The organism is Acinetobacter sp. UBA801 (genome assembly GCA_002296655.1).
Classification (GTDB): domain Bacteria; phylum Pseudomonadota; class Gammaproteobacteria; order Pseudomonadales; family Moraxellaceae; genus Acinetobacter.
In genome coordinates this window covers 1-18,817 of the sequence record DBIN01000029.1, presented here as the reverse complement: position 1 = coordinate 18,817, position 18,817 = coordinate 1, and the positions used below count along the sequence as shown (strand labels likewise).

At 41.1% G+C, this 18,817-nt stretch carries 20 protein-coding genes; 17 read left to right on the top strand and 3 right to left on the bottom strand.

Annotation, left to right across the window (positions count from 1 at the left end):
• The first annotated feature begins 5 nt into the window (after nucleotides 1–5).
• The 14 genes from B2W49_RS06235 to pyrF all read left to right on the top strand — a co-directional run bounded on the left by B2W49_RS06235 (nucleotide 6) and on the right by pyrF (nucleotide 10,463).
• Nucleotides 6–557, top strand: a complete 552-nt coding sequence (locus tag B2W49_RS06235; protein WP_291335562.1) for a prepilin-type N-terminal cleavage/methylation domain-containing protein — start codon at nucleotides 6–8, stop codon at nucleotides 555–557.
• Nucleotides 547–927 carry a type II secretion system minor pseudopilin GspI gene (gene gspI / locus B2W49_RS06230; protein WP_291335560.1) on the top strand — a complete coding sequence of 127 codons (381 nt, stop codon included), beginning with the start codon at nucleotides 547–549 and terminating at the stop codon, nucleotides 925–927. Before B2W49_RS06235 ends, gspI begins: the two co-directional genes overlap by 11 nt.
• Complete coding sequence (gspJ, locus tag B2W49_RS06225) at nucleotides 924–1,547, top strand: type II secretion system minor pseudopilin GspJ (RefSeq protein ID WP_291335558.1); 624 nt, start codon at nucleotides 924–926, stop codon at nucleotides 1,545–1,547. Before gspI ends, gspJ begins: the two co-directional genes overlap by 4 nt.
• Nucleotides 1,548–1,560: 13 nt before the next feature.
• Nucleotides 1,561–2,544 carry a type II secretion system minor pseudopilin GspK gene (gspK, locus tag B2W49_RS06220; RefSeq protein WP_291335556.1) on the top strand — a complete coding sequence of 328 codons (984 nt, stop codon included), beginning with the start codon at nucleotides 1,561–1,563 and terminating at the stop codon, nucleotides 2,542–2,544.
• A gap of 183 nt (nucleotides 2,545–2,727) precedes the next feature.
• Complete coding sequence (locus B2W49_RS06215; protein ID WP_291335554.1) at nucleotides 2,728–3,324, top strand: 6-pyruvoyl trahydropterin synthase family protein; 597 nt, start codon at nucleotides 2,728–2,730, stop codon at nucleotides 3,322–3,324.
• A 37-nt stretch (nucleotides 3,325–3,361) separates the two neighbouring features.
• Nucleotides 3,362–4,075: a uracil-DNA glycosylase gene (gene ung, locus B2W49_RS06210; protein ID WP_291335552.1), complete on the top strand. Its 714-nt coding sequence runs from the start codon at nucleotides 3,362–3,364 to the stop codon at nucleotides 4,073–4,075.
• Complete coding sequence (locus B2W49_RS06205; RefSeq protein WP_291335550.1) at nucleotides 4,072–5,193, top strand: enoyl-CoA hydratase/isomerase family protein; 1,122 nt, start codon at nucleotides 4,072–4,074, stop codon at nucleotides 5,191–5,193. Before ung ends, B2W49_RS06205 begins: the two co-directional genes overlap by 4 nt.
• A gap of 28 nt (nucleotides 5,194–5,221) precedes the next feature.
• Nucleotides 5,222–5,749, top strand: a complete 528-nt coding sequence (gene tadA / locus B2W49_RS06200) for a tRNA adenosine(34) deaminase TadA (RefSeq protein WP_291335548.1) — start codon at nucleotides 5,222–5,224, stop codon at nucleotides 5,747–5,749.
• Between the two features lie 65 nt (nucleotides 5,750–5,814).
• Nucleotides 5,815–6,246 (top strand): SRPBCC family protein, encoded by a 432-nt coding sequence (locus B2W49_RS06195; protein ID WP_291335546.1) that lies wholly within the window; start codon nucleotides 5,815–5,817, stop codon nucleotides 6,244–6,246.
• 16 nt (nucleotides 6,247–6,262) lie between these two features.
• The gene (gene cmk / locus B2W49_RS06190; RefSeq protein WP_291335544.1) at nucleotides 6,263–6,955 is read left to right on the top strand and encodes a (d)CMP kinase; all 693 of its coding nucleotides are present in this window, start codon (nucleotides 6,263–6,265) and stop codon (nucleotides 6,953–6,955) included.
• Between the two features lie 119 nt (nucleotides 6,956–7,074).
• Nucleotides 7,075–8,751, top strand: coding sequence for a 30S ribosomal protein S1 (gene rpsA / locus B2W49_RS06185; protein ID WP_291335542.1), 1,677 nt, complete (start codon nucleotides 7,075–7,077; stop codon nucleotides 8,749–8,751).
• Nucleotides 8,752–8,910: 159 nt separating this feature from the next.
• Nucleotides 8,911–9,216, top strand: coding sequence for an integration host factor subunit beta (locus B2W49_RS06180; protein ID WP_004976773.1), 306 nt, complete (start codon nucleotides 8,911–8,913; stop codon nucleotides 9,214–9,216).
• Nucleotides 9,217–9,233: 17 nt separating this feature from the next.
• A complete protein-coding gene (locus tag B2W49_RS06175; RefSeq protein WP_291335539.1) occupies nucleotides 9,234–9,599 on the top strand; it encodes a lipopolysaccharide assembly protein LapA domain-containing protein in 366 nt (121 codons plus the stop codon).
• Between the two features lie 183 nt (nucleotides 9,600–9,782).
• A complete protein-coding gene (pyrF, locus tag B2W49_RS06170; RefSeq protein WP_291335537.1) occupies nucleotides 9,783–10,463 on the top strand; it encodes an orotidine-5'-phosphate decarboxylase in 681 nt (226 codons plus the stop codon).
• 135 nt (nucleotides 10,464–10,598) lie between these two features.
• Here pyrF and B2W49_RS06165 read toward each other — a convergent pair whose 3' ends face one another.
• Both B2W49_RS06165 and B2W49_RS06160 read right to left on the bottom strand, forming a co-directional pair.
• Nucleotides 10,599–11,504, bottom strand: a complete 906-nt coding sequence (locus tag B2W49_RS06165; RefSeq protein ID WP_291335535.1) for a lysine exporter LysO family protein — start codon at nucleotides 11,502–11,504, stop codon at nucleotides 10,599–10,601.
• 67 nt (nucleotides 11,505–11,571) lie between these two features.
• Entirely contained in the window at nucleotides 11,572–13,050 is a 1,479-nt protein-coding gene (locus B2W49_RS06160) for a flavin-containing monooxygenase (RefSeq protein WP_291335533.1), read from the bottom strand.
• Nucleotides 13,051–13,234: 184 nt separating this feature from the next.
• Between B2W49_RS06160 and B2W49_RS06155 the strand changes: the two genes are divergently transcribed.
• From B2W49_RS06155 to B2W49_RS06145, 3 genes are all read left to right on the top strand, one after another.
• Nucleotides 13,235–14,242, top strand: coding sequence for a helix-turn-helix transcriptional regulator (locus B2W49_RS06155; protein WP_291335531.1), 1,008 nt, complete (start codon nucleotides 13,235–13,237; stop codon nucleotides 14,240–14,242).
• Between the two features lie 89 nt (nucleotides 14,243–14,331).
• Nucleotides 14,332–15,486 (top strand): cell division protein ZapE, encoded by a 1,155-nt coding sequence (gene zapE / locus B2W49_RS06150; RefSeq protein ID WP_291335529.1) that lies wholly within the window; start codon nucleotides 14,332–14,334, stop codon nucleotides 15,484–15,486.
• Between the two features lie 357 nt (nucleotides 15,487–15,843).
• Nucleotides 15,844–18,009: a malate synthase G gene (locus B2W49_RS06145; RefSeq protein WP_291335527.1), complete on the top strand. Its 2,166-nt coding sequence runs from the start codon at nucleotides 15,844–15,846 to the stop codon at nucleotides 18,007–18,009.
• A 559-nt stretch (nucleotides 18,010–18,568) separates the two neighbouring features.
• Here the strand turns inward: B2W49_RS06145 and B2W49_RS06140 are convergent.
• On the bottom strand, nucleotides 18,569–18,817 hold a 249-nt coding region (locus B2W49_RS06140; protein ID WP_291335525.1), incomplete at its 5' end, for a transposase domain-containing protein.

Genomic DNA, 18,817 nt, shown 5'->3' with positions numbered 1-18,817 from the left:
ACGCTATGAACACACCACTGTCTTCGGTTCGCGGTTTTACGCTCATTGAATTGATGGTGGTGATTGTTATTATGGCGATTATGGCATCGCTGGTTTTAATGAATATTGGCGGTGTTGATCAGCGTAAAGCCATGCAGGCGCGTGAAGTGTTTTTATTGGATTTGCGTAAGCTGAATCGTGAAGCCAATGATCAAGCGCGTATTTTTGCACTCAATTTGCATCAATCAACCGATGTTTCACCTGCACGTTATGATGTGTTGGAATATCAGCCTTATGCCACAGAACAACAGTTAAGCCTGCAAAATAATCAAAAATGGCAAAGCTACAGCGAATTTAAAAGCAGAACGTTGCCTGAACAAGTTTCTATCCAAATTTTATCTTTAGAACAAAGCTATCCGAATGCCAACAATAGCGAGTTGCTGCAAGGTAATGCGCCTGCATTGATTTGGCTAGGCAATGGCGAAGCCAAACCTGTGCGTATTCAGTTCTATTTAGAACAGCGTCCTGTGGGTGCGGAAATAGAGGTCGATCATTTAGGAAAAATCCATGAAAGCTAAAGGATTTACACTACTTGAAGTTATGGTGGCTTTGGCAATTTTCGCAACAGCAGCCATGGCAATGACCAAAGTGGCGATGCAATATACCCAATCCACCGCCAATGCGATTTTAAGAACAAAAGCGCAATTTGTGGCTTTGAATGAAGTGGCATTGATGGAAATGAATCGGCAATGGTTAAGTGGTACAGAGTCCAAGCAAGTGACCCAACAGGGTGAATCATGGCAGATTGACAAGTCCACACAGCCGACCATTAGCCCAAATGTGCAGCGTGTTGATCTTCAAATCAGTTTATATAATGAAGATACAGGGCAAGTTGAAGCAGGGGTGACTTCTGTGGTGTTTTTTAATGCCCGCGAGCAGCAGTCATGAACGCAAAGAAAGGCTTCACTTTGGTTGAACTATTAGTCGCCATTGCAATTTTTGCAGTGCTGTCTGCTTTGGGTTGGAAAGAATTTGATTATCTCGCCAAAGTCAAAGACCGCAATGCGATGCACGAGGCTGATTTAGAACAGTTGCAAGAAAGCTATCAACAAATTTTACGTGACACGATGCAGGCTGTTCCATTAACAGCCAATATTAAAGGACAGCAACAACCTGCTTTAGTTTTACAAAACGGACGTTTTAATTTCAGTAAAACTGGTGTGACGGATCCTTTGCAGCAAGGTATTTCACCCCATGAACGCGTAGAATATCAATATCGTGCCGATGAAAAAAAATTGTATCGTTTAAAATATCGTAACTTGCATCAAACGGGCAATGATCAGCCTGAATCGAGCGTAATGTTGGATGAAGTCGAAGCTTTTGAGATTGTGGTATTGAATCCAAATGAATTAAGCAGTTGGCCGGAAAGCAGTGTTGATTCGCAGCAAACTGAACAATTAAGGCTGCTCCCGAAAGGAATAAAAATAAATTTAACCGTGCGCGACGTGCAATATGAATGGATATTTAGCTTATTGCAGACAGATTTTTTAAAGAAGAAAGACAATTAAAGGCGCAATGGCAATGTATGCAAAATCGATTCAGCGCTTAGGTAGCATCACCAAATCACAACAAGGTATCGCCTTGATTACGATTTTGATGCTGGTTGCTTTAGCTACAATTTTGGCCGCAACCATAGCCAAACGGCAAATGTACACCAGTGAAAATACTGCGTATTTGATGCGTCAAAATCAAGCATTGTTATATGCCAAAAGTGCCGAATTATTTTTTGCAGAATTACTGCAAGATGATGCTAAAAATGCAGGCCAAGTTGATCACTTACAAGAAAATTGGGCAAAACCGATGCCGCCATTTCCAGTCGAAGATGGTTATGTATCGGGCGTGTTGCAAGATGAGTCCGGGAAATTTAATTTAAATAGTTTGCTGACAACCGAAGATCAGGTGAACGAAAAAGCAAAAAAATATTTTGAAAAACTGTTACAGCGTGTCGGGCTGCCTGCCCAATTAAGTGAAGCCGTGATTGACTGGCAAGATGCAGATGATGAACCGAGTGGTGCAATGGGTGCAGAGTCGAGTTATTACCAAGGTTTAGCAATTCCTTATTTACCGCCCAATAGCTTATTTCACAGTGCAGAAGAATTAAAACAAGTCCGTGGTTTTGAGGGTGCGAAGTATCAGCAAATTGCGCCTTATGTTAGTGCCTTGCCAAAACGGGATACCACTATCAATATTAACACCGCACCTGCTTTGGTTTTGGCGAGCTTAGATGAAAAGCTGGATGTGGTAGCAGTACAAAATCTACTTGATCGTCGTAATGCCAATTTAGAGCACTTTAGCAATGTAAATGGTTTGTGGGAACTAGAAGGCTTTCAAGCTGTCGATAGCGCGATACGCAATGAATTTACAGGTTTATTGGGTGTGCAATCACAATATTTCAAAGCCAAAATTGAAGTGGTGTTGGGCGAGCGCAAACGTCAATTTAGCAGTAATTTGGTGCGTAGCGAAAAATCTGTCATTGTCAGTGGGCGAAGTCTGGCGCCATTTTAATTTTTATCATTAAATGTTAACTTAGTTGTCATCATTTAAAAGTAATTGCATTGCATGTCTGTACTGAAACCGATCATTATGATTTTTGTCTGGCAATCTGCGGGCTAAAATTGGCTTATTGTTTACGTTTTGCATTATAATTACAAAGAATATCCCCTAAATATTTTGATGACGTTAAGCCCCATGTTAATTCGAAAGTTATTTAAGTTTGAAAATGCGCATATTGTGCGTAATTGCACTTCAGACCGCTGTAAGCGCTCGATTCATGGTCATAGCTACAAAGTAGAATTATTACTGAAAGCTACAAAACTTGATCATGGTCAAATGGTATATGACTTTGGTTTGCTAAAAGGCGTAATCAAAGAATTATTTGATGCCTTTGATCATGCCATTTGTTTTTGGCAGCAGGATGATCCTGCATATATTCAAGCCTGCAAAACATTCAGCGCACGTTGGGTATCTTTACCCGTATCACCATCGGCAGAACAGTTTTCACGTATTTTCTTTTATTTGGCACAGCAAGTTTTGGCATCAACTATCACACAAAATGGGGAAGGTGATGTGGAAGTCTATTCGGTAATTGTGCATGAAACCGATACAGGTTATGCACAAAGCTTTTTGGAAGACATTGAAAATGCACAGATGGGATTGCTAAGTTTGGATCAAATTCATTTCTCTGAGCAAGTACAGACAGAATGGTCAGACCCACAGATGTATGAAAAATTAAAACAGGGGATGACATTCCAAAACCCGAATGTAGAGTTACAAGTTAAACTTTAAATCACATCTTTAGACATCAACAAGGATTGATAGCAGTATGTCTTTTACTGAGCAGCAATATGCGAGCTTAAATAAAGTTCAGTTAGATGAGAGTTGGAAATATAATCTAGCCGAATTTTTATTGAGTCCAAAAATGGATGCGCTACGCGATTTTTTGTTGCAAGAAAAACAACAGAATAAGGTGATTTATCCACCAAGTTCACTGATATTTAATGCGCTAAATACCACGCCTTTAAATCAGGTGAAAGTCGTGATTATTGGGCAAGACCCTTATCACGGACCTAACCAGGCACATGGGCTTAGCTTTTCTGTACAAAGAGGGGTTGCATTGCCACCATCTTTGCGTAATATTTTCCATGAGTTACATACAGATTTAGGTGTGCCTATTCCAAAACACGGTGATTTAACGCACTGGGCAGAGCAAGGGGTATTGCTGCTTAACAGCGTGTTAACGGTAGAAGCAGGACAACCTACCTCGCACCAAAAGCAGGGTTGGGAAGATTTTACAGATCATGTGATTGATGTGTTAAATCAACAACGTGAGCATATTGTGTTTATTTTGTGGGGCGCATATGCACAACGTAAAGGACAACGTATAGATCCAAATAAACATCTGATTTTGAAGGCAGCGCATCCATCGCCATTGGCAGCAAACCGTGGTGGTTTCTTTGGGTGTAAAGTATTTTCAAAATCAAATAATTATCTTAAACAAAATGGCATTGAGCCTATAGACTGGCAGCTGGACGCATGACACATTCTCCCATTTCTAAAGAATATCATCCGGATTTAATTGTCGAAGAAGCAAATAACGGTTGGCGCATTGTTCGTTTGAATCGCCCAAAATCTTTGCATGCTTTAGATGAATCTATTGTTTCTGCATTATTGGCAGTATTTCAAGATTTCCATACAGACGATAGCGTAAAAGCAATTTGGCTAGATTCGACGACACCAAAAGCATTTTGTGCAGGTGGTGATGTACGCAAGTTACGTCAGCTTGTCATTAATGATGAAGTTGCAACTGCAAATAAGTTCTTTGAGCAAGAATATGCGTTGGACTTGTTGCTACATAACTATGCTAAGCCTGTTTTAGTGTGGGGTGAAGGTTATGTCATGGGTGGTGGTTTAGGCCTATTTATGGCTGCACCATTTCGTTTGGTCACACCGTATTCACGTTTAGCTATGCCAGAAATTAACATTGGTTTATACCCAGATGTAGGTGCAACCCGTTTCTTGGCAGACCGTGGTGCGATTGGTTTGTTCACTGGTTTAACAGGTTCAATCATGACTGCAGCGGGTGCTTATGGCATTGGTTGGGCAACGCATATTTGTGATGCACAGCGTGCAGCAGTCTTAGATAAAGTCATTAATATCGACTGGAATCATTACCCTGCAGGTGACTTCCGTGCCATTGATGATACCTTGAACAGCATGCACCGTCCTGTAGGACCAGGTCCGTTACAAAACTCTTTGGATGTCATTCAAAGCGTGTGCCGTGGTGTGAGTTTTGAAAGTGATTATGAGTCGATTATTGGTTTGAGTGATGCGCGTAGTGATTGGCTACGTCAAGCCAGTGAAAACTTACAAAAAGGTTCACCAACCACAGCGGCGTTAACGTGGTTATTATGGCAATGGGGCAAAAAAGTTCACGCTTGGAATGAAGTATTCGAACTGGAAACGCAAATTTCAGACTGGAAAATTCGCCACCCAGATTTTGTCGAAGGCGTTCGCGCACGTTTGGTTGATAAAGACCTTGCACCAGCTTGGCAGCAAAATGGACCTGTGCAGCTTAAAACCATTTTTGCAGACAATCCACCTGTGACGAGCATTGAAAGCTGGAATGAGTTATTGAAACAATACGAGATTATTTGATTTATATTGATTTTTTACTCATATTTAAATGTCAGAACAAAACTATAGCGATGAAGATTGGATGCAGCTTGCCTATGCGCAGGCTGCTTTGGCCGCAGCACAGGGAGAAATTCCTGTGGGAGCTGTTATTGTCAGTCAAAATCAGGTGATTGGCGCGGGTTATAACGCGCCTATTTCTTTACACGATGCCACTGCACATGCCGAAATTGTGGCAATTCGTGCAGCGTGTGATCATGTTCAAAATTATCGTTTACCTGAAAATGCTACGCTTTATGTCACACTGGAACCCTGTACCATGTGTGTGGGCGCGCTCATTCATGCGCGAATCAAACGGGTGGTGTTTGGGGCAACTGAACCTAAAGCTGGCTCATTGATCAGTGCCAGAAAGCTTTTAGAGTCAGGTTATTACAATCATATTTTTGAGTATCAATCAGGTTGTTTAGAGCAGCAATGTTCAGCCCAATTGAGTGCTTTTTTTAAAATGCGCCGTGCGCAAAAGAAACAACAAAAACAGCAACAGTGTATAAATGACCTTCATGATCAAAACCAGTTCTGAGTCTTAGGCTTGATTTGCGTTAAACTAAATCAAACACAATCCAGCATTCATTATCAGGACAAACCATGCACGCTATTCAAATAAAAAAAGAATTTAATGCGCCAGTTGCGCAAGTATTTGAATTACTTTCTAAACATGCAACTTATAATATCGCATTTGCACCAATGCAAGTGGTACGTATTAAAGACTCTACCGATCCTGAACGTCCAGATGGTGTAGGTTCAGTGCGTCGTATGGGAATTGGGCCGATTAAACCTTTACAAGAGCAAATTACCTTACTCGAACCGAATCAGCGGATTGAATATAAAATCATTAAAAACCCATTGGTGAAACATCATTTGGGTATACTTGAATTTCAGCAAGTGGCGGATCACAAAACCTTAGTCACGTATCGCATTGAGTTACAAACGCGTGTTCCGTTTGTGAGTAAAGCTATTCTCGCGCAGTTGAAAACTGCAATTAAAATTGGTTTATCCAAACTTGCAAAATCTCTTTAATCATTTCGGAAACATCATGACGGTTCAAATTATTACCATTGATGGCCCTAGCGGTTCAGGTAAAGGCACACTCGCGGCAAAATTGGCAGCACATTATCAATTTCATTTGCTTGACTCTGGAGCGTTGTATCGTTTGTTGGGTTTGGCTTTGCATAAGCAGGATTTGCTAGATCAGCTTGATACTCAATTGAATCAATGCGTTGCTATTGCAACACAGCTCAATATTCAATTTGTGACCCAATCAGAGGGCACACAAGTGTTACTTGATGGTGAAGATGTCACGCAAACCATACGTACCGAACGAGTGGGGGAATATGCATCAAAAGTTGCAGCAGTACCTGAATTGCGCACAGCATTACTCGCACGCCAGCATGCCTTTGCTCAAGCACCGGGTTTGGTTGCAGATGGACGCGACATGGCGACCAGTATTTTTCCAGATGCACAGGCTAAAATTTATTTAACTGCTTCGGCAGAGTCGCGTGCACAAAGACGTGTAAAACAGTTGCAGGGTATGGGGCTGGATGCTAAAATAAACGACATTTTAGCGAATATACAGGCTCGCGACAAACGAGATATGGAGCGCACAGTTGCTCCGCTCAAGCCCGCAGAAGATGCTTACATCATTGATAGTTCTGAGTTGAATATTGATGAAGTTTTTGTATTAATGACGGCTTATGTCGATCAGAAGCTTGCTATTTGCCGCGCTTAATCGCGTGAAATAAATCTATTCAGCGAACGCATAGCTTGATCAGTTCTATATGGACTATGTAGACGTTTAACTAAACCGGCCTTGTCTGATCCAAGACCGCTGACTTTATCAGGTATATCATGACCGAATCTTTTGCAGCCCTCTTTGAAGAAAGCGAATTAAACCTCAACGTTGAAAAGGGTGCTGTCATCCAAGGCGTTGTAGTAAGCATCGACTCTGACTGGGTAACAGTTGATACTGGCCTTAAATCAGAAGGCGTTGTTGATCGCGCTGAATTCTTAAACGAACAACGCGAACTTGAAGTTCAAGTTGGTGACACCGTTGATGTTGTTGTTGAAGCACTTGACAACGGTATGGGTCAAACTGTTTTATCACGTGAAAAAGCGAAACGTGCTGAAACTTGGACTAAACTTGAAAAAATCTTTGAAGACGGCGAAATCGTTACTGGTGTTATCTCTGGTAAAGTTAAAGGCGGTTTCACTGTAGACATCGGTCCAGTTCGTGCGTTCTTACCAGGTTCTTTGGTAGACACTCGCCCTATCCGTGACACAACTCACCTTGAAGGTAAAGAGTTAGAGTTTAAAGTAATCAAACTTGATGCTAAACGTAACAACGTTGTTGTATCTCGTCGTGCAGTGATGGAAGCTGAATCTTCAGCTGACCGTGAAGCGCTTCTTGCTCAGCTTGAAGAAGGTCAAACTGTTACTGGTACCATTAAGAACCTTACTGACTACGGTGCATTCGTTGACCTTGGTGGTATTGACGGTCTTCTTCACATCACTGACATGGCTTGGAAACGTATCAAGCATCCATCAGAAGTGGTTGAAGTGGGTCAAGAAGTTACTGTTAAAGTACTTAAGTTTGACAAAGAGCGTAACCGCGTATCTTTAGGTCTTAAGCAATTAGGCGAAGATCCATGGTTAGCGATCATGAGCCGTTATCCTAAAGGTTCTATCGTTAAAGCTCGCGTAACGAACTTAACAGACTACGGCTGTTTCGCTGAAATCGCTGAAGGCGTTGAAGGTTTAGTACACGTTTCTGAAATGGACCACACCAACAAAAACATCCACCCATCTAAAGTTGTTCAGATTGGTGACGAAGTTGACGTTATGGTTCTTGAAGTTGACGAAGAGCGTCGTCGTATTTCTCTTGGTATCAAACAAACTCGTGCTAACCCATGGGAAGAGTTTGCTAAGAACCACGACAAAGGTGAAAAAGTTTCAGGTACGATCAAGTCTATCACTGACTTCGGTATCTTCATCGGTTTACCAGGCGGTATCGATGGTCTAGTTCACTTGTCTGACATTTCTTGGAACGAACAAGGCGAAGAAGCAATTCGTCGTTACAAGAAAGGTGACACTGTTGAAGCGGTTATCCTTTCTGTAGACGCTGAAGGTAATCGTATCAGCCTTGGTATCAAGCAACTGAACAGCGATCCATTCAACGATTTCTTAGCTGCTAACGAACGTGGTGCTTTGGTTAAAGGTACTGTAACTGCTGTTGACGCTCGTGGCGCAACTGTTAAGTTAGCTGACGAAGTTGAAGCAACACTGAAAGCATCTGAAATCAACCGTGATCGCGTTGAAGACGCAACTAAGTTCTTAGAAGTTGGTCAAGAAGTTGAAGCGAAAATCATCAACGTAGACCGTAAATCTCGCTCTATCAACTTGTCTATCAAAGCGAAAGACGAAGCTGAAGAGAAAGAAGCTGTTGCTAATTTGAAAACTGCAGCTGGCGGTCAAGACAATGGTCCTAAGACCATTGGTGACTTGATCAAAGCTCAAATGGGCAACTAAGTTGCGGGTAAACTGTATTGTTAATGTAAACTAACACATACTTTTTGCACAAATACTGTAAACGGTAGCGTAGTATTCAATTATTACGCTACCGTTTTGTATTTAAACAGGTTATTATCAGTTTATGTAAAAGTAGCTTGATAATTAAAGAGGTCGCAGATGACTACTGAAGCACTGAACAAGTCTGACTTGATAGAACGAATTGCTTTAAAAAACCCCCATTTGGCTGAGCCATTGGTGGAAGAAGCTGTTAAAATCATGATTGATCAAATGATTGCATCACTATCGGCAGATAACCGAATTGAAATTCGTGGATTCGGTAGTTTTGCATTACATCACCGTGAACCGCGAGTAGGTCGTAACCCAAAAACAGGTAAGTCTGTAGAAGTTGCGGCTAAAGCTGTACCGCACTTTAAACCAGGTAAAGCACTACGTGATGCAGTAAATGAGTCTGTAAACAAATAAAATTCCTAGGGGTGTTTATGCGTTACGTTCTAGTCGCTATTTTAATTATTCTATTTGGATATTCTTTAGCATTGGTTTTGCAAAACGGCACGGAACTTTCGGTTGACCTGTTATTTACTCAAGTGCCTGCAATGCGTTTGGGTTTATTGCTACTGATTACATTGGCACTTGGTTTGGTGCTAGGGTTATTGCTGGGTGTGCAAGTGTTCCGTGTATTCCAAAATAGTTGGGAAATTAAGCGACTGCGTAAAGATATTGAGCATCTGCGTAAAGAGCAAATTCATGCAGCTCAACTTGCTGCTGCTGAAGCTGCTGCGCATACTCGTCATGAAAAAACGGTATTAGATGTGCATACTGAAGATCGTTCTTCTAATGCACTATAAACTATTCTGTTGAGCGAATTTATCATCAACACCTCAAGGTTTTCTTTGGGGTGTTTTTTTATTTGTGTCTTTCAGGAACGGCTGATTATTGTTGCGATGGGGGATAAGCTGTCTTTTTGACTATCTGCTTGGCACGAATCACTTTATAATAGCGGCTCTTTGTCAAATCCATAGGTAATTCTCTTGAGTATCATTGTTGCCCTCGATGCTAAAAGCCAATGTGACGCCTTAACCATTGCAGAACAATTAGACCCTGCATTGTGTAGAGTAAAAGTAGGTAAAGAGTTATTTACCCATGAAGGTCCAACCGTCGTGAAAGCCCTACACGACAAAGGTTTTGAAGTCTTTCTGGATTTGAAATTTCACGATATTCCAAACACAACAGCTCAGGCAGTATGTGCTGCAGCAGATTTAGGCGTGTGGATGGTCAACGTGCATGCTGCAGGTGGTCGTAAAATGATGGAAACCTGTGTGGAGCGTTTAAAAGCAGGAAATTATCAAACCCAATTGATTGCAGTGACTGTTCTAACTTCTATGGGGCGTGAAGATTTAAAAGATATAGGTTTAGATATTGAGCCTTTTCAACAAGTTCAGCGTTTAGCTAAACTCACTCAAGAAAGTGGTTTAGATGGTGTGGTGTGTTCTGCACAAGAAGCCAAAATGCTACGCGAAACTTTAGGACAAGATTTTGCCTTAGTAACTCCAGGGATTCGTCCTGACGGTTCAAATGCTGATGATCAAAAACGTATTGTGACCCCAAAACAAGCCATGCTTGATGGTTCTACGCATATGGTCATTGGTCGTCCAATTACAAAATCTGATAACCCGCGTCAGACTTTGAAAGATATTTTAGCGACGCTTTAATCTTAACCTATGTAACTCTTTTTTTTAAGCAAGATAAGCCCTCTCTCTAACTCTCTCCAAGAGGGAGAGAGCACAATTAGCGCAAATCCTCTCTAACTTTCTCTCAGAGAGAAAGAGAACAATTGTTGATTCTTGTTAAATCGCTGCCAACACACTTACAGCAATGGGTGCGAGAATTGACAGTACAAATCCACTGACCATGGCATGTGGAATAAAATCATTGCCACAGGCTTGTTTGACCATGGGCAAAGTGACATCCATGGCAGTTGCGCCTGCGGCAGAAATCGCAGCGCGGGGATAACGCCATCCCAAAATATACATTAACAATATTGCAAAAATTTCTCTAAATAAATCATTCATTAACGCAATGCTACCTAATTCGGCATTGCGAAGCTCAGATACGACTATTCCGCTCATGGAATAAAACCCATAGCCTTGTGAGAGCATGAGCAAGTCTTGTAGAGTGATGGGGAGCCAAAATGAGCAAAGTAGTACACCTGCAATCGAACCTAATATGCAGCCTACGGGCACCATCAAAATTTTCCAATTCAGCCAAGAACGATCTAAAGGCGAATAAGCAAGATCGAGTCCAATCATCCACATAAACAGCAACAGTAAATACCAAGTGTTGATCTGAACTTTCAACTCCATAACACTGAAAACGAGATGCAGTAGGTAGCCTACCAATAGTGCAAAAAAGGCATAGCTGATATTAATGCAAGATTGAATCAATAACTGTAGTGAAACTTTACCTTGTGATGCTTGAAGCCCCAAACTTTTGTAAAGTAAATAGCAACATAGAAATGCACCAATTGAGGTGGCAAGCGCAATTTGTAAAGCTGTAGAGAGAAGATGCGATGGCTGCTGTAGTGAACCGAGCGTTTGTGAAAATTCCATCGCAATTGCAATGAGTAAGATATAGCTAAAATACGGAAGCAGTTGAAACGCAATTTTTTCGATTATAGGAGGAAGGCGTTTTGCCAGTACAAAGCCTAAGCCTAAACAGCAGAGTAATTCGAAAATCAGCCAAAGAGATTGCATGAGATCAACAGGTAGGAGATAGATAAAAACCTCTTGATTATGCCAGTTTACTTTTAAAAGCAGAAATTTATGCCACTTTGCTGATTAATCTGAAATCACTAGGATGTAGCGACTTGGTTTTTAGCCAATATTTCCAAGTATAGGTTGGCCAAAGAGCAAAGTTTTTTCCACCATCTTGTTGATACCAACTTACACAGCCTGATTGCCAAACTGTGTTATTCAGCATATCTTGCACATCGTGGTTAAATTGATCTTGTACTTGATCTTTCACTACAATTGCATTGCTCTGTGATTGTGTTACCAAATCCATCATTTGCAGAATATAATCGACTTGCGCTTCGATCATAAAAATAACTGAGTTGTGCGCCAAAACTGTATTTGGCCCAAGCAACTGAAACAAGTTTGGAAAACCTTTGTGGCTAATGCCATAATAACTCTCAGCGCCATCTTTCCATGCCTGTTTCAGCTCAATGCCATTACGACCGACACAATCAAAATGCTTTAAGTAGATACGTGGATCGGTAATAAAACCTGTACCATAAATCAGGCAGTCAATCTGACGTTCTTTACCATCTTTGGTGATGATGCCATTTGCAGTAATTTCCTGAATAGCATCTGTAACCAGTTCAACGTTTTTACGGTTAAAGGTTGGAAAATATTTGTTGGAAATCAAAATACGCTTACAACCCATGACGAAATCAGGAGTTAGTTTCTTGGCGAGTTCTTTATCTTTCACCTGAAAACGAATAAACGCTTCTGCCAGTTTTTGGGTATATTTCATCACACTAGGTTGCATGATTGGAATCGCGCGTGACTCATTTGACCAATACAAACGCGCACGATGTAATTTTCTAAACCAGTCTGCTTGTTTAAATAGTTTTTTCTCTACATTCAGATATTTGCGTTCATCTCGTGGAATGACCCATGCAGCCGTACGTTGCATCACATATATTTGTTTGACTTGGGGTGCAATTTCAGGAATGTATTGAATTGCGCTGCCGCCAGTACCAATAGATGCCACAACTTTACCATTTAAGTCGTATTGATGATCCCATTGTGAGGAGTGAAAAACCTTGCCCTGAAACTTTTCAATCCCTTTAATGTGAGGGATTTGCGGCACATGTAGTGGACCAGAAGCAAAGATTAAATATTGACAACTCATTTGTCTGCCATCTTTTAATGTAACGTGCCACAGACATTCTTTTTCATGGTATTCCGTATGCACCACTTCGCTGTTAAATTGGCAATATTCACGCAGATTAAACTGTTGCACCACATCTTGAATATACTGAAAAATTTCTGGCGCATCGGCATAACGTTTTGACCAGTCAGTTTTGGGTGCAAAGGACAATGAATATAGATGCGACTGTACATCACAAGCTGCGCCAGGGTATTGATTTTCACGCCAAGTACCACCCACTTCATTAGACTTTTCTAAAATCAAAAAGTTATGAATATTGCGCTGCAGCAAACGAATCGCCATGGCTAATCCACCAAAGCCTGCACCAATAATTGCGACTTGATAATGCGCTGCTGCAGCCTGCATGAAGGTATCCTTATATTTATTTTGTTTGACTTAGGTCTGTTTAACTTGTGTTTGTTTATGTCAGGATAGAATAAGCCAGCATGCGCTAACATGATCGTGCTGACATAAAAATTGATATTTTCGGCAATTTCTATCTGGGGACGAATCGGGTAAAAAAGATATTCCATTTCACATTGTTCAATTTATGAAAAGATCCATACTCGGCTTGATGTATTTAATACAAGGCATGCGTAAAGCAGGCGTTGATGTCGATGCAAAATTGCAAAGTATCGGCTTGTGTGCAGATGCATTGGACACCAGTTCTGTGATTCATCCCAGTCTGGAATGGGATATTTTAAACGTTATAGGCGCAGATGTTGAACCTGAAACGGGGTTGTTTATTGGACAGCATTATGCTTTGGCAGGTTATGGTCCATTATTGATGTTATTGGTAACCAGTCCAGATATTGCAACTGCACTAGAAAAAGGGATTCAATATCAAGGATTGACGCATTTAAGCGGGAAACTGAGTTTACAGCATAGCACGCGACATATTGCTTTGTGTTATCAACCCAATGATTTGCATAGTAATTTAGGTGTATTGCGTGCGCAGTGTGAAATTTCAGGCACATTTAAATTTATTCAAGACCTATATAAAATGATGGGGATGAGTGCGCCACGTATTCGCATAGAATTGCCATTTACACAGCCGCAGCAAAGTGAAGTTTTACAAACTTTTTATGATTATTACGGTCAAGATATTGTTTTTAATCAATCACAAGCAGCATTTTGGTTTGATGATTCAGTCCTCACTGCACGTATTCCATCTGCCGATTCGGTCACTTTTGGTAGTTACGAAGTCAAGTGTGTAATTGAGTTAGAGCGACTTAAACTTGAAGATGATGCGCCTTCGGTGGTACAGCGCGTAAAAGATTATTTGGAATTACAACAGGGTAGTATGCCGAGCATGGCAGAAACAGCACATGCTTTGCAAATTCCTGAACGGACTTTGCGCCATCAACTGCAACAACTTAACACCAGTTATAAACAAATTCGTGAAGATCTCATCAAAGATAAAGCATTACGATTAATTGAATATCAGGAATATTCAATTGAAATGATTGCAGAGTTACTTGGTTATTCAGAACCCGCAGCATTTAATCATGCCTTTAAGCGGTGGTTTGGACAAAGTCCACGCCAATATACGAAGTAGCCTAAGTAATTTGCAAACTATGCCAAAGTGCTATATCTCCCGATTCGATCTTCGTTATAATCTACAAGTCAAAATAAGTACTGATGAATATGTCTGATTTTAATTCGCCACAAGCCACAGCCTTTACTCCATTATCGCCTGCTGAGCGTTATGCACAAGCGTTAGCCTCTGGACAATTTATGCCAGATGATGCGCAGGCGCAGGCTGTACACGAACTTGAGCGTGTGTGGCAGGAATTAATTCAACGCTATAAAGCATCAAAAAAAGCGTTCCGACGTTTCCGCCGCCAAACAGCACCACAGGGTGTTTATATGTGGGGTGGTGTAGGTCGTGGTAAAACATGGCTTATGGATCAGTTTTATGACTCGATTCCATTTAGACGTAAAACACGTATGCACTTTCACCACTTTATGCAGCATGTTCATCGTGAACTGAACAAACTTTCGGGGCAGCGTAATCCGCTCGATTCTGTTGCAGACCAAATTTATAAAGATGCAGTGGTGATTTGTTTTGATGAATTTTTCGTATCTAACGTGACTGATGCGATGATTCTAAGTGACTTATTCCAAAAATTATTCCATAGAGGTATTACCTTAGTGGCAACCTCTAACATCGCGCCAGACGGTTTATATAAAAATGGTATCCATCGAGATCGTTTTATTCCAACCATTGAAATGGTCAAAAAACATTGCCAAGTGCTAAATGTCGATGCTGGTGTAGATTATCGCTTACGTGTTTTGAAACAGGCGCAATTATTTAAATCGCCCTTAACGCAAGATAATCAAAACTGGATGGCACAGCGTTTCAGTGCTTTGACCAATACACAACATCATTCTTCTGAGCCAATTATCATCAACCAACGTGTTGTCGAAACAATTGCGCATACTGAAGATGTGTTGTGGTGTGAATTTTCAGAACTGTGCTTTAAACCGCGTAGTCCTGCAGACTTTATTGAAATTGCAAATATCTACAATACTGTTTTGGTGAGCAATGTACCGCATTTAACCGATTTCTTGTCTGAAGGTACACGTCGTTTTATTTATTTGGTCGATGAATTTTATGATCGTGGTGTTAAATTATTATTGACCTCTGAAGATTCGATTATTGAAATCTATCAGGGCGAAAAGTTAGCATTTGAAATTGAACGCACGCGTTCACGTTTATTGGAAATGCAATCCGATGACTATTTAAATGCAGAACACCGCCAAATACAGGCAACAGAAGCCGAACAGCAAATTAGTTGATTTTAAAGCGCCTAGAATTAGGCGCTTTTTTATGTTAGAAATTCAGTGACTGCTGGTTTTATCGACATTTTGTTATAAACGTGGCTTAATCTTGAAAGGTTGAAATAAGACTGAAGCCGATTTTTACAACAAAATCTGAACTTAAGTCTAATTTCGACATTTAAAAAACTTTATACACTGTAAAAGTATATTTAGATGAGCAATAGTGTCGTGTTTCTGATCAGCATTTATGATGATTGTTGTCATTCATCTTGTAATAAATGATCGTTATTTTGAAATGTGATAATACTATTCAGCTAAATATAAATCAGTATACTAGAATCTCTTGTATAAAAAGTAGCAATATCAGGAAAGACAATGACTGCACGTATTCAAAAAGGCAAGTTAGCGATTGCTAAAGAACTTTACGATTTCATCGAAAATGAAGCATTACCAGGTTCTGGTTTAGACAGTGATACATACTGGAAAAACTTTGAGCAAGTCGTTGTCGATCTTAGCCCTAAGAACAAAACATTACTCGCAAAGCGTGATGAGCTTCAGGCTAAAATTGATGAATGGCACCGCAATAATACATTTGAATTAGAAGCTTACAAAGCTTTCTTGACTGAAATTGGCTACTTGCTACCAGAAGTAGAAGATTTTCAAATTACCACTGAAAATGTCGATGAAGAAATTGCACTACTTGCTGGCCCGCAGCTAGTAGTTCCTGTACGTAATGCGCGTTACTGCCTGAACGCAGCGAATGCACGTTGGGGTTCATTGTATGATGCACTTTATGGTTTCGATGTCATTTCTGAAGAAGGTGGCGCGGAAAAAGGTAAAGGCTATAATCCGAAACGTGGTGAAAAAGTTATCGCATTTGCGAAAAACTTCTTGGACGAAACTTTTCCACTGGCACAAGGCTCACATGCTGATGCCACTCAATATGCAGTTGAAGGCAATGTACTGGTTGTAACGTTAAAGGACGGCACTACTACGACTGTGGCTGATGCATCTAAATTTGTTGGCTATAACGGCGAAGCTGCTGCACCGAATGAAATCGTACTGAAAAATAATGGCTTGCATGCGCTGATCCAAATCGATGCAAATAGCCCGATTGGTCAAACTGATGCAGCTGGCGTTAAAGATGTGGTGCTTGAAGCCGCTGTAACAACAATCCAAGACTTGGAAGACTCTGTTGCAGCAGTAGATGCCGAAGAGAAGGTAGAAGGCTACCGTAACTGGCTAGGCTTAATGCGCGGTACGCTTGAAGAGTCTATCGAGAAAAATGGCAAGACTATTACTCGTAAGCTGAATGCTGACCGTACCTTCAAGAATCTGGAAGGTGGTGAAACTAAAGTTCACGGTCGTTCATTGATGCTTCTTCGTAACGTGGGTCACTTGATGACAAACCCGGCAATCCTGGTGGATGGCGAAGAAATTTATGAAGGCATCATGGATGCATTGGTTACTCCATTGCTTTCTGTAGCTGATATCCGTGGCGAAAACACGATCAAAAACTCTCGTAAAGGGTCTATGTACATCGTGAAGCCGAAAATGCATGGTCCTGAAGAGGTTGCATTTGCAGTAGAGCTGTTTGAGCGTGCTGAACAGGCGCTTGGCTTACCTGCGAAAACCCTGAAAATCGGTATCATGGATGAAGAGCGTCGTACTTCGGTTAACCTGAAAAACTGTATTGCTCAGGCGAAAGACCGTACCATCTTCATTAATACAGGCTTCATGGACCGTACTGGTGACGAAATCCATACCTTAATGGAAGCAGGTCCATTCGTTCGTAAGGGTGAAATCAAAGGCCAAAAATGGTTCCCAGCTTACGAAAACCGTAACGTAATGATCGGTCTGCAAGCAGGTCTGCGTGGTAAGGCACAGATTGGTAAAGGCATGTGGCCAAAACCAGACATGCTGTTAGACATGTACAAAACCAAGACTGAGCATCCGGAAGCGGGTGCAAGCTGTGCATGGGTACCATCTCCAACAGGTGCAGTGATTCACGCGATTCACTACCATCAAATCAATGTAGCAAACCGTCAGCAAGAATTACTTGCAACTGAAGTGCTACCTCTAGATGACCTGTTGACTCCACCATTGGCAACAGACACCAACTGGACCGAAGAAGAGAAACTGAAAGAACTGGAAAATAACTGTCAGGGTATTCTGGGTTATGTGGTTCGTTGGGTTGACCTTGGTGTGGGTTGTTCAAAAGTTCCTGACATCAATGATGTAGGCTTGATGGAAGACCGTGCAACTTTACGTATTTCTTCACAACACGTTGCAAACTGGTTACGTCACGGTATCGTAACACGTGCACAAGTTGAAGACGTGATGCAGCGCATGGCGAAAATTGTAGATCAACAAAATGCTGATGATCCACTATACACGCCTATGTCTAATGACTTTGCTAACAACATTGCGTTCCAAGCTGCATCTGACTTGATCTTCAAAGGTGGCGAGCAACCTTCTGGTTATACAGAGCCACTTTTACACGCAGCACGTTTAAAATTAAAAGGTTACACAGGTGACTAATCCTCAAGGATTTTGATTTACTGATTATGTAATACAAACAAATGAGCCTCTTCGGAGGCTTTTTTGTGATCTGTAATTGCAGTATTTTTCGTGATAATTTTATCGCTGAATGGGTACAGAATGTACTTTTTCTGTTAGAAAACGCCACTAAACGTCAAATTGAGGAGTAGAGTGAAAGCTAATTTAGAAAGTTGCGAAACGACAAATAAAGCAAAATTCTAAATCACTTGCACAGGAAAATATGTGTAAAAATGCTTCGACTATGGTTTTAGCTGTGATGATAAATTAAGTATTCAGCGATATATGAAATTTGCCGTTTAAAGAGATGGTAGGGTTAAGAAGAAAATGTTTGATCTGCGAATAAGATTAGCATGGATCCCTCTGACCATGTTTCGATGAAGTAATTTCATGTGCATGGGGCTGTTAAACGCACTGTTATTGTTATTCCACTTGCACGTTTAGATGAAGTGCTGACTCTGAAACCACCGCACATACACTCCTTTGTGCAGGTCTTTCCTGTAGATGAGTTGTAAGCGTCCGCTGAATCCCATACCAATTTTTAATTCAATTTAGGTTTCCAGCAGTGTGGCAGTAACTCTTCAATCTGGGTCACTTTATGTGTCGGTAACCTTTTCAGCACATCACTTAAATAGGCATACGGATCCAGCCCATTCAGCTTTGCTGACTGGATTAACGTCATGATGTTTGCCGCTCGCTGACCACTGCGCAGCGAACCTGCAAACAGCCAGTTCTTGCGCCCCAACGCCCAGGGACGCATCTGATTCTCGACCCAATTATTGCAAATAGG

What these genes read in the sequence shown, in the direction of transcription:
- B2W49_RS06235 (WP_291335562.1), top strand. Translation starts at nt 6, where the DNA reads ATGAACACACCACTGTCTTCGGTTCGCGGTTTTACGCTCATTGAATTG.
- gspI (WP_291335560.1), top strand. Translation starts at nt 547, where the DNA reads ATGAAAGCTAAAGGATTTACACTACTTGAAGTTATGGTGGCTTTGGCA.
- gspJ (WP_291335558.1), top strand. Translation starts at nt 924, where the DNA reads ATGAACGCAAAGAAAGGCTTCACTTTGGTTGAACTATTAGTCGCCATT.
- gspK (WP_291335556.1), top strand. Translation starts at nt 1,561, where the DNA reads ATGTATGCAAAATCGATTCAGCGCTTAGGTAGCATCACCAAATCACAA.
- B2W49_RS06215 (WP_291335554.1), top strand. Translation starts at nt 2,728, where the DNA reads ATGTTAATTCGAAAGTTATTTAAGTTTGAAAATGCGCATATTGTGCGT.
- ung (WP_291335552.1), top strand. Translation starts at nt 3,362, where the DNA reads ATGTCTTTTACTGAGCAGCAATATGCGAGCTTAAATAAAGTTCAGTTA.
- B2W49_RS06205 (WP_291335550.1), top strand. Translation starts at nt 4,072, where the DNA reads ATGACACATTCTCCCATTTCTAAAGAATATCATCCGGATTTAATTGTC.
- tadA (WP_291335548.1), top strand. Translation starts at nt 5,222, where the DNA reads ATGTCAGAACAAAACTATAGCGATGAAGATTGGATGCAGCTTGCCTAT.
- B2W49_RS06195 (WP_291335546.1), top strand. Translation starts at nt 5,815, where the DNA reads ATGCACGCTATTCAAATAAAAAAAGAATTTAATGCGCCAGTTGCGCAA.
- cmk (WP_291335544.1), top strand. Translation starts at nt 6,263, where the DNA reads ATGACGGTTCAAATTATTACCATTGATGGCCCTAGCGGTTCAGGTAAA.
- rpsA (WP_291335542.1), top strand. Translation starts at nt 7,075, where the DNA reads ATGACCGAATCTTTTGCAGCCCTCTTTGAAGAAAGCGAATTAAACCTC.
- B2W49_RS06180 (WP_004976773.1), top strand. Translation starts at nt 8,911, where the DNA reads ATGACTACTGAAGCACTGAACAAGTCTGACTTGATAGAACGAATTGCT.
- B2W49_RS06175 (WP_291335539.1), top strand. Translation starts at nt 9,234, where the DNA reads ATGCGTTACGTTCTAGTCGCTATTTTAATTATTCTATTTGGATATTCT.
- B2W49_RS06165 (WP_291335535.1), bottom strand. Translation starts at nt 11,504, where the DNA reads ATGCAATCTCTTTGGCTGATTTTCGAATTACTCTGCTGTTTAGGCTTA.
- B2W49_RS06160 (WP_291335533.1), bottom strand. Translation starts at nt 13,050, where the DNA reads ATGCAGGCTGCAGCAGCGCATTATCAAGTCGCAATTATTGGTGCAGGC.
- B2W49_RS06155 (WP_291335531.1), top strand. Translation starts at nt 13,235, where the DNA reads ATGAAAAGATCCATACTCGGCTTGATGTATTTAATACAAGGCATGCGT.
- zapE (WP_291335529.1), top strand. Translation starts at nt 14,332, where the DNA reads ATGTCTGATTTTAATTCGCCACAAGCCACAGCCTTTACTCCATTATCG.
- B2W49_RS06145 (WP_291335527.1), top strand. Translation starts at nt 15,844, where the DNA reads ATGACTGCACGTATTCAAAAAGGCAAGTTAGCGATTGCTAAAGAACTT.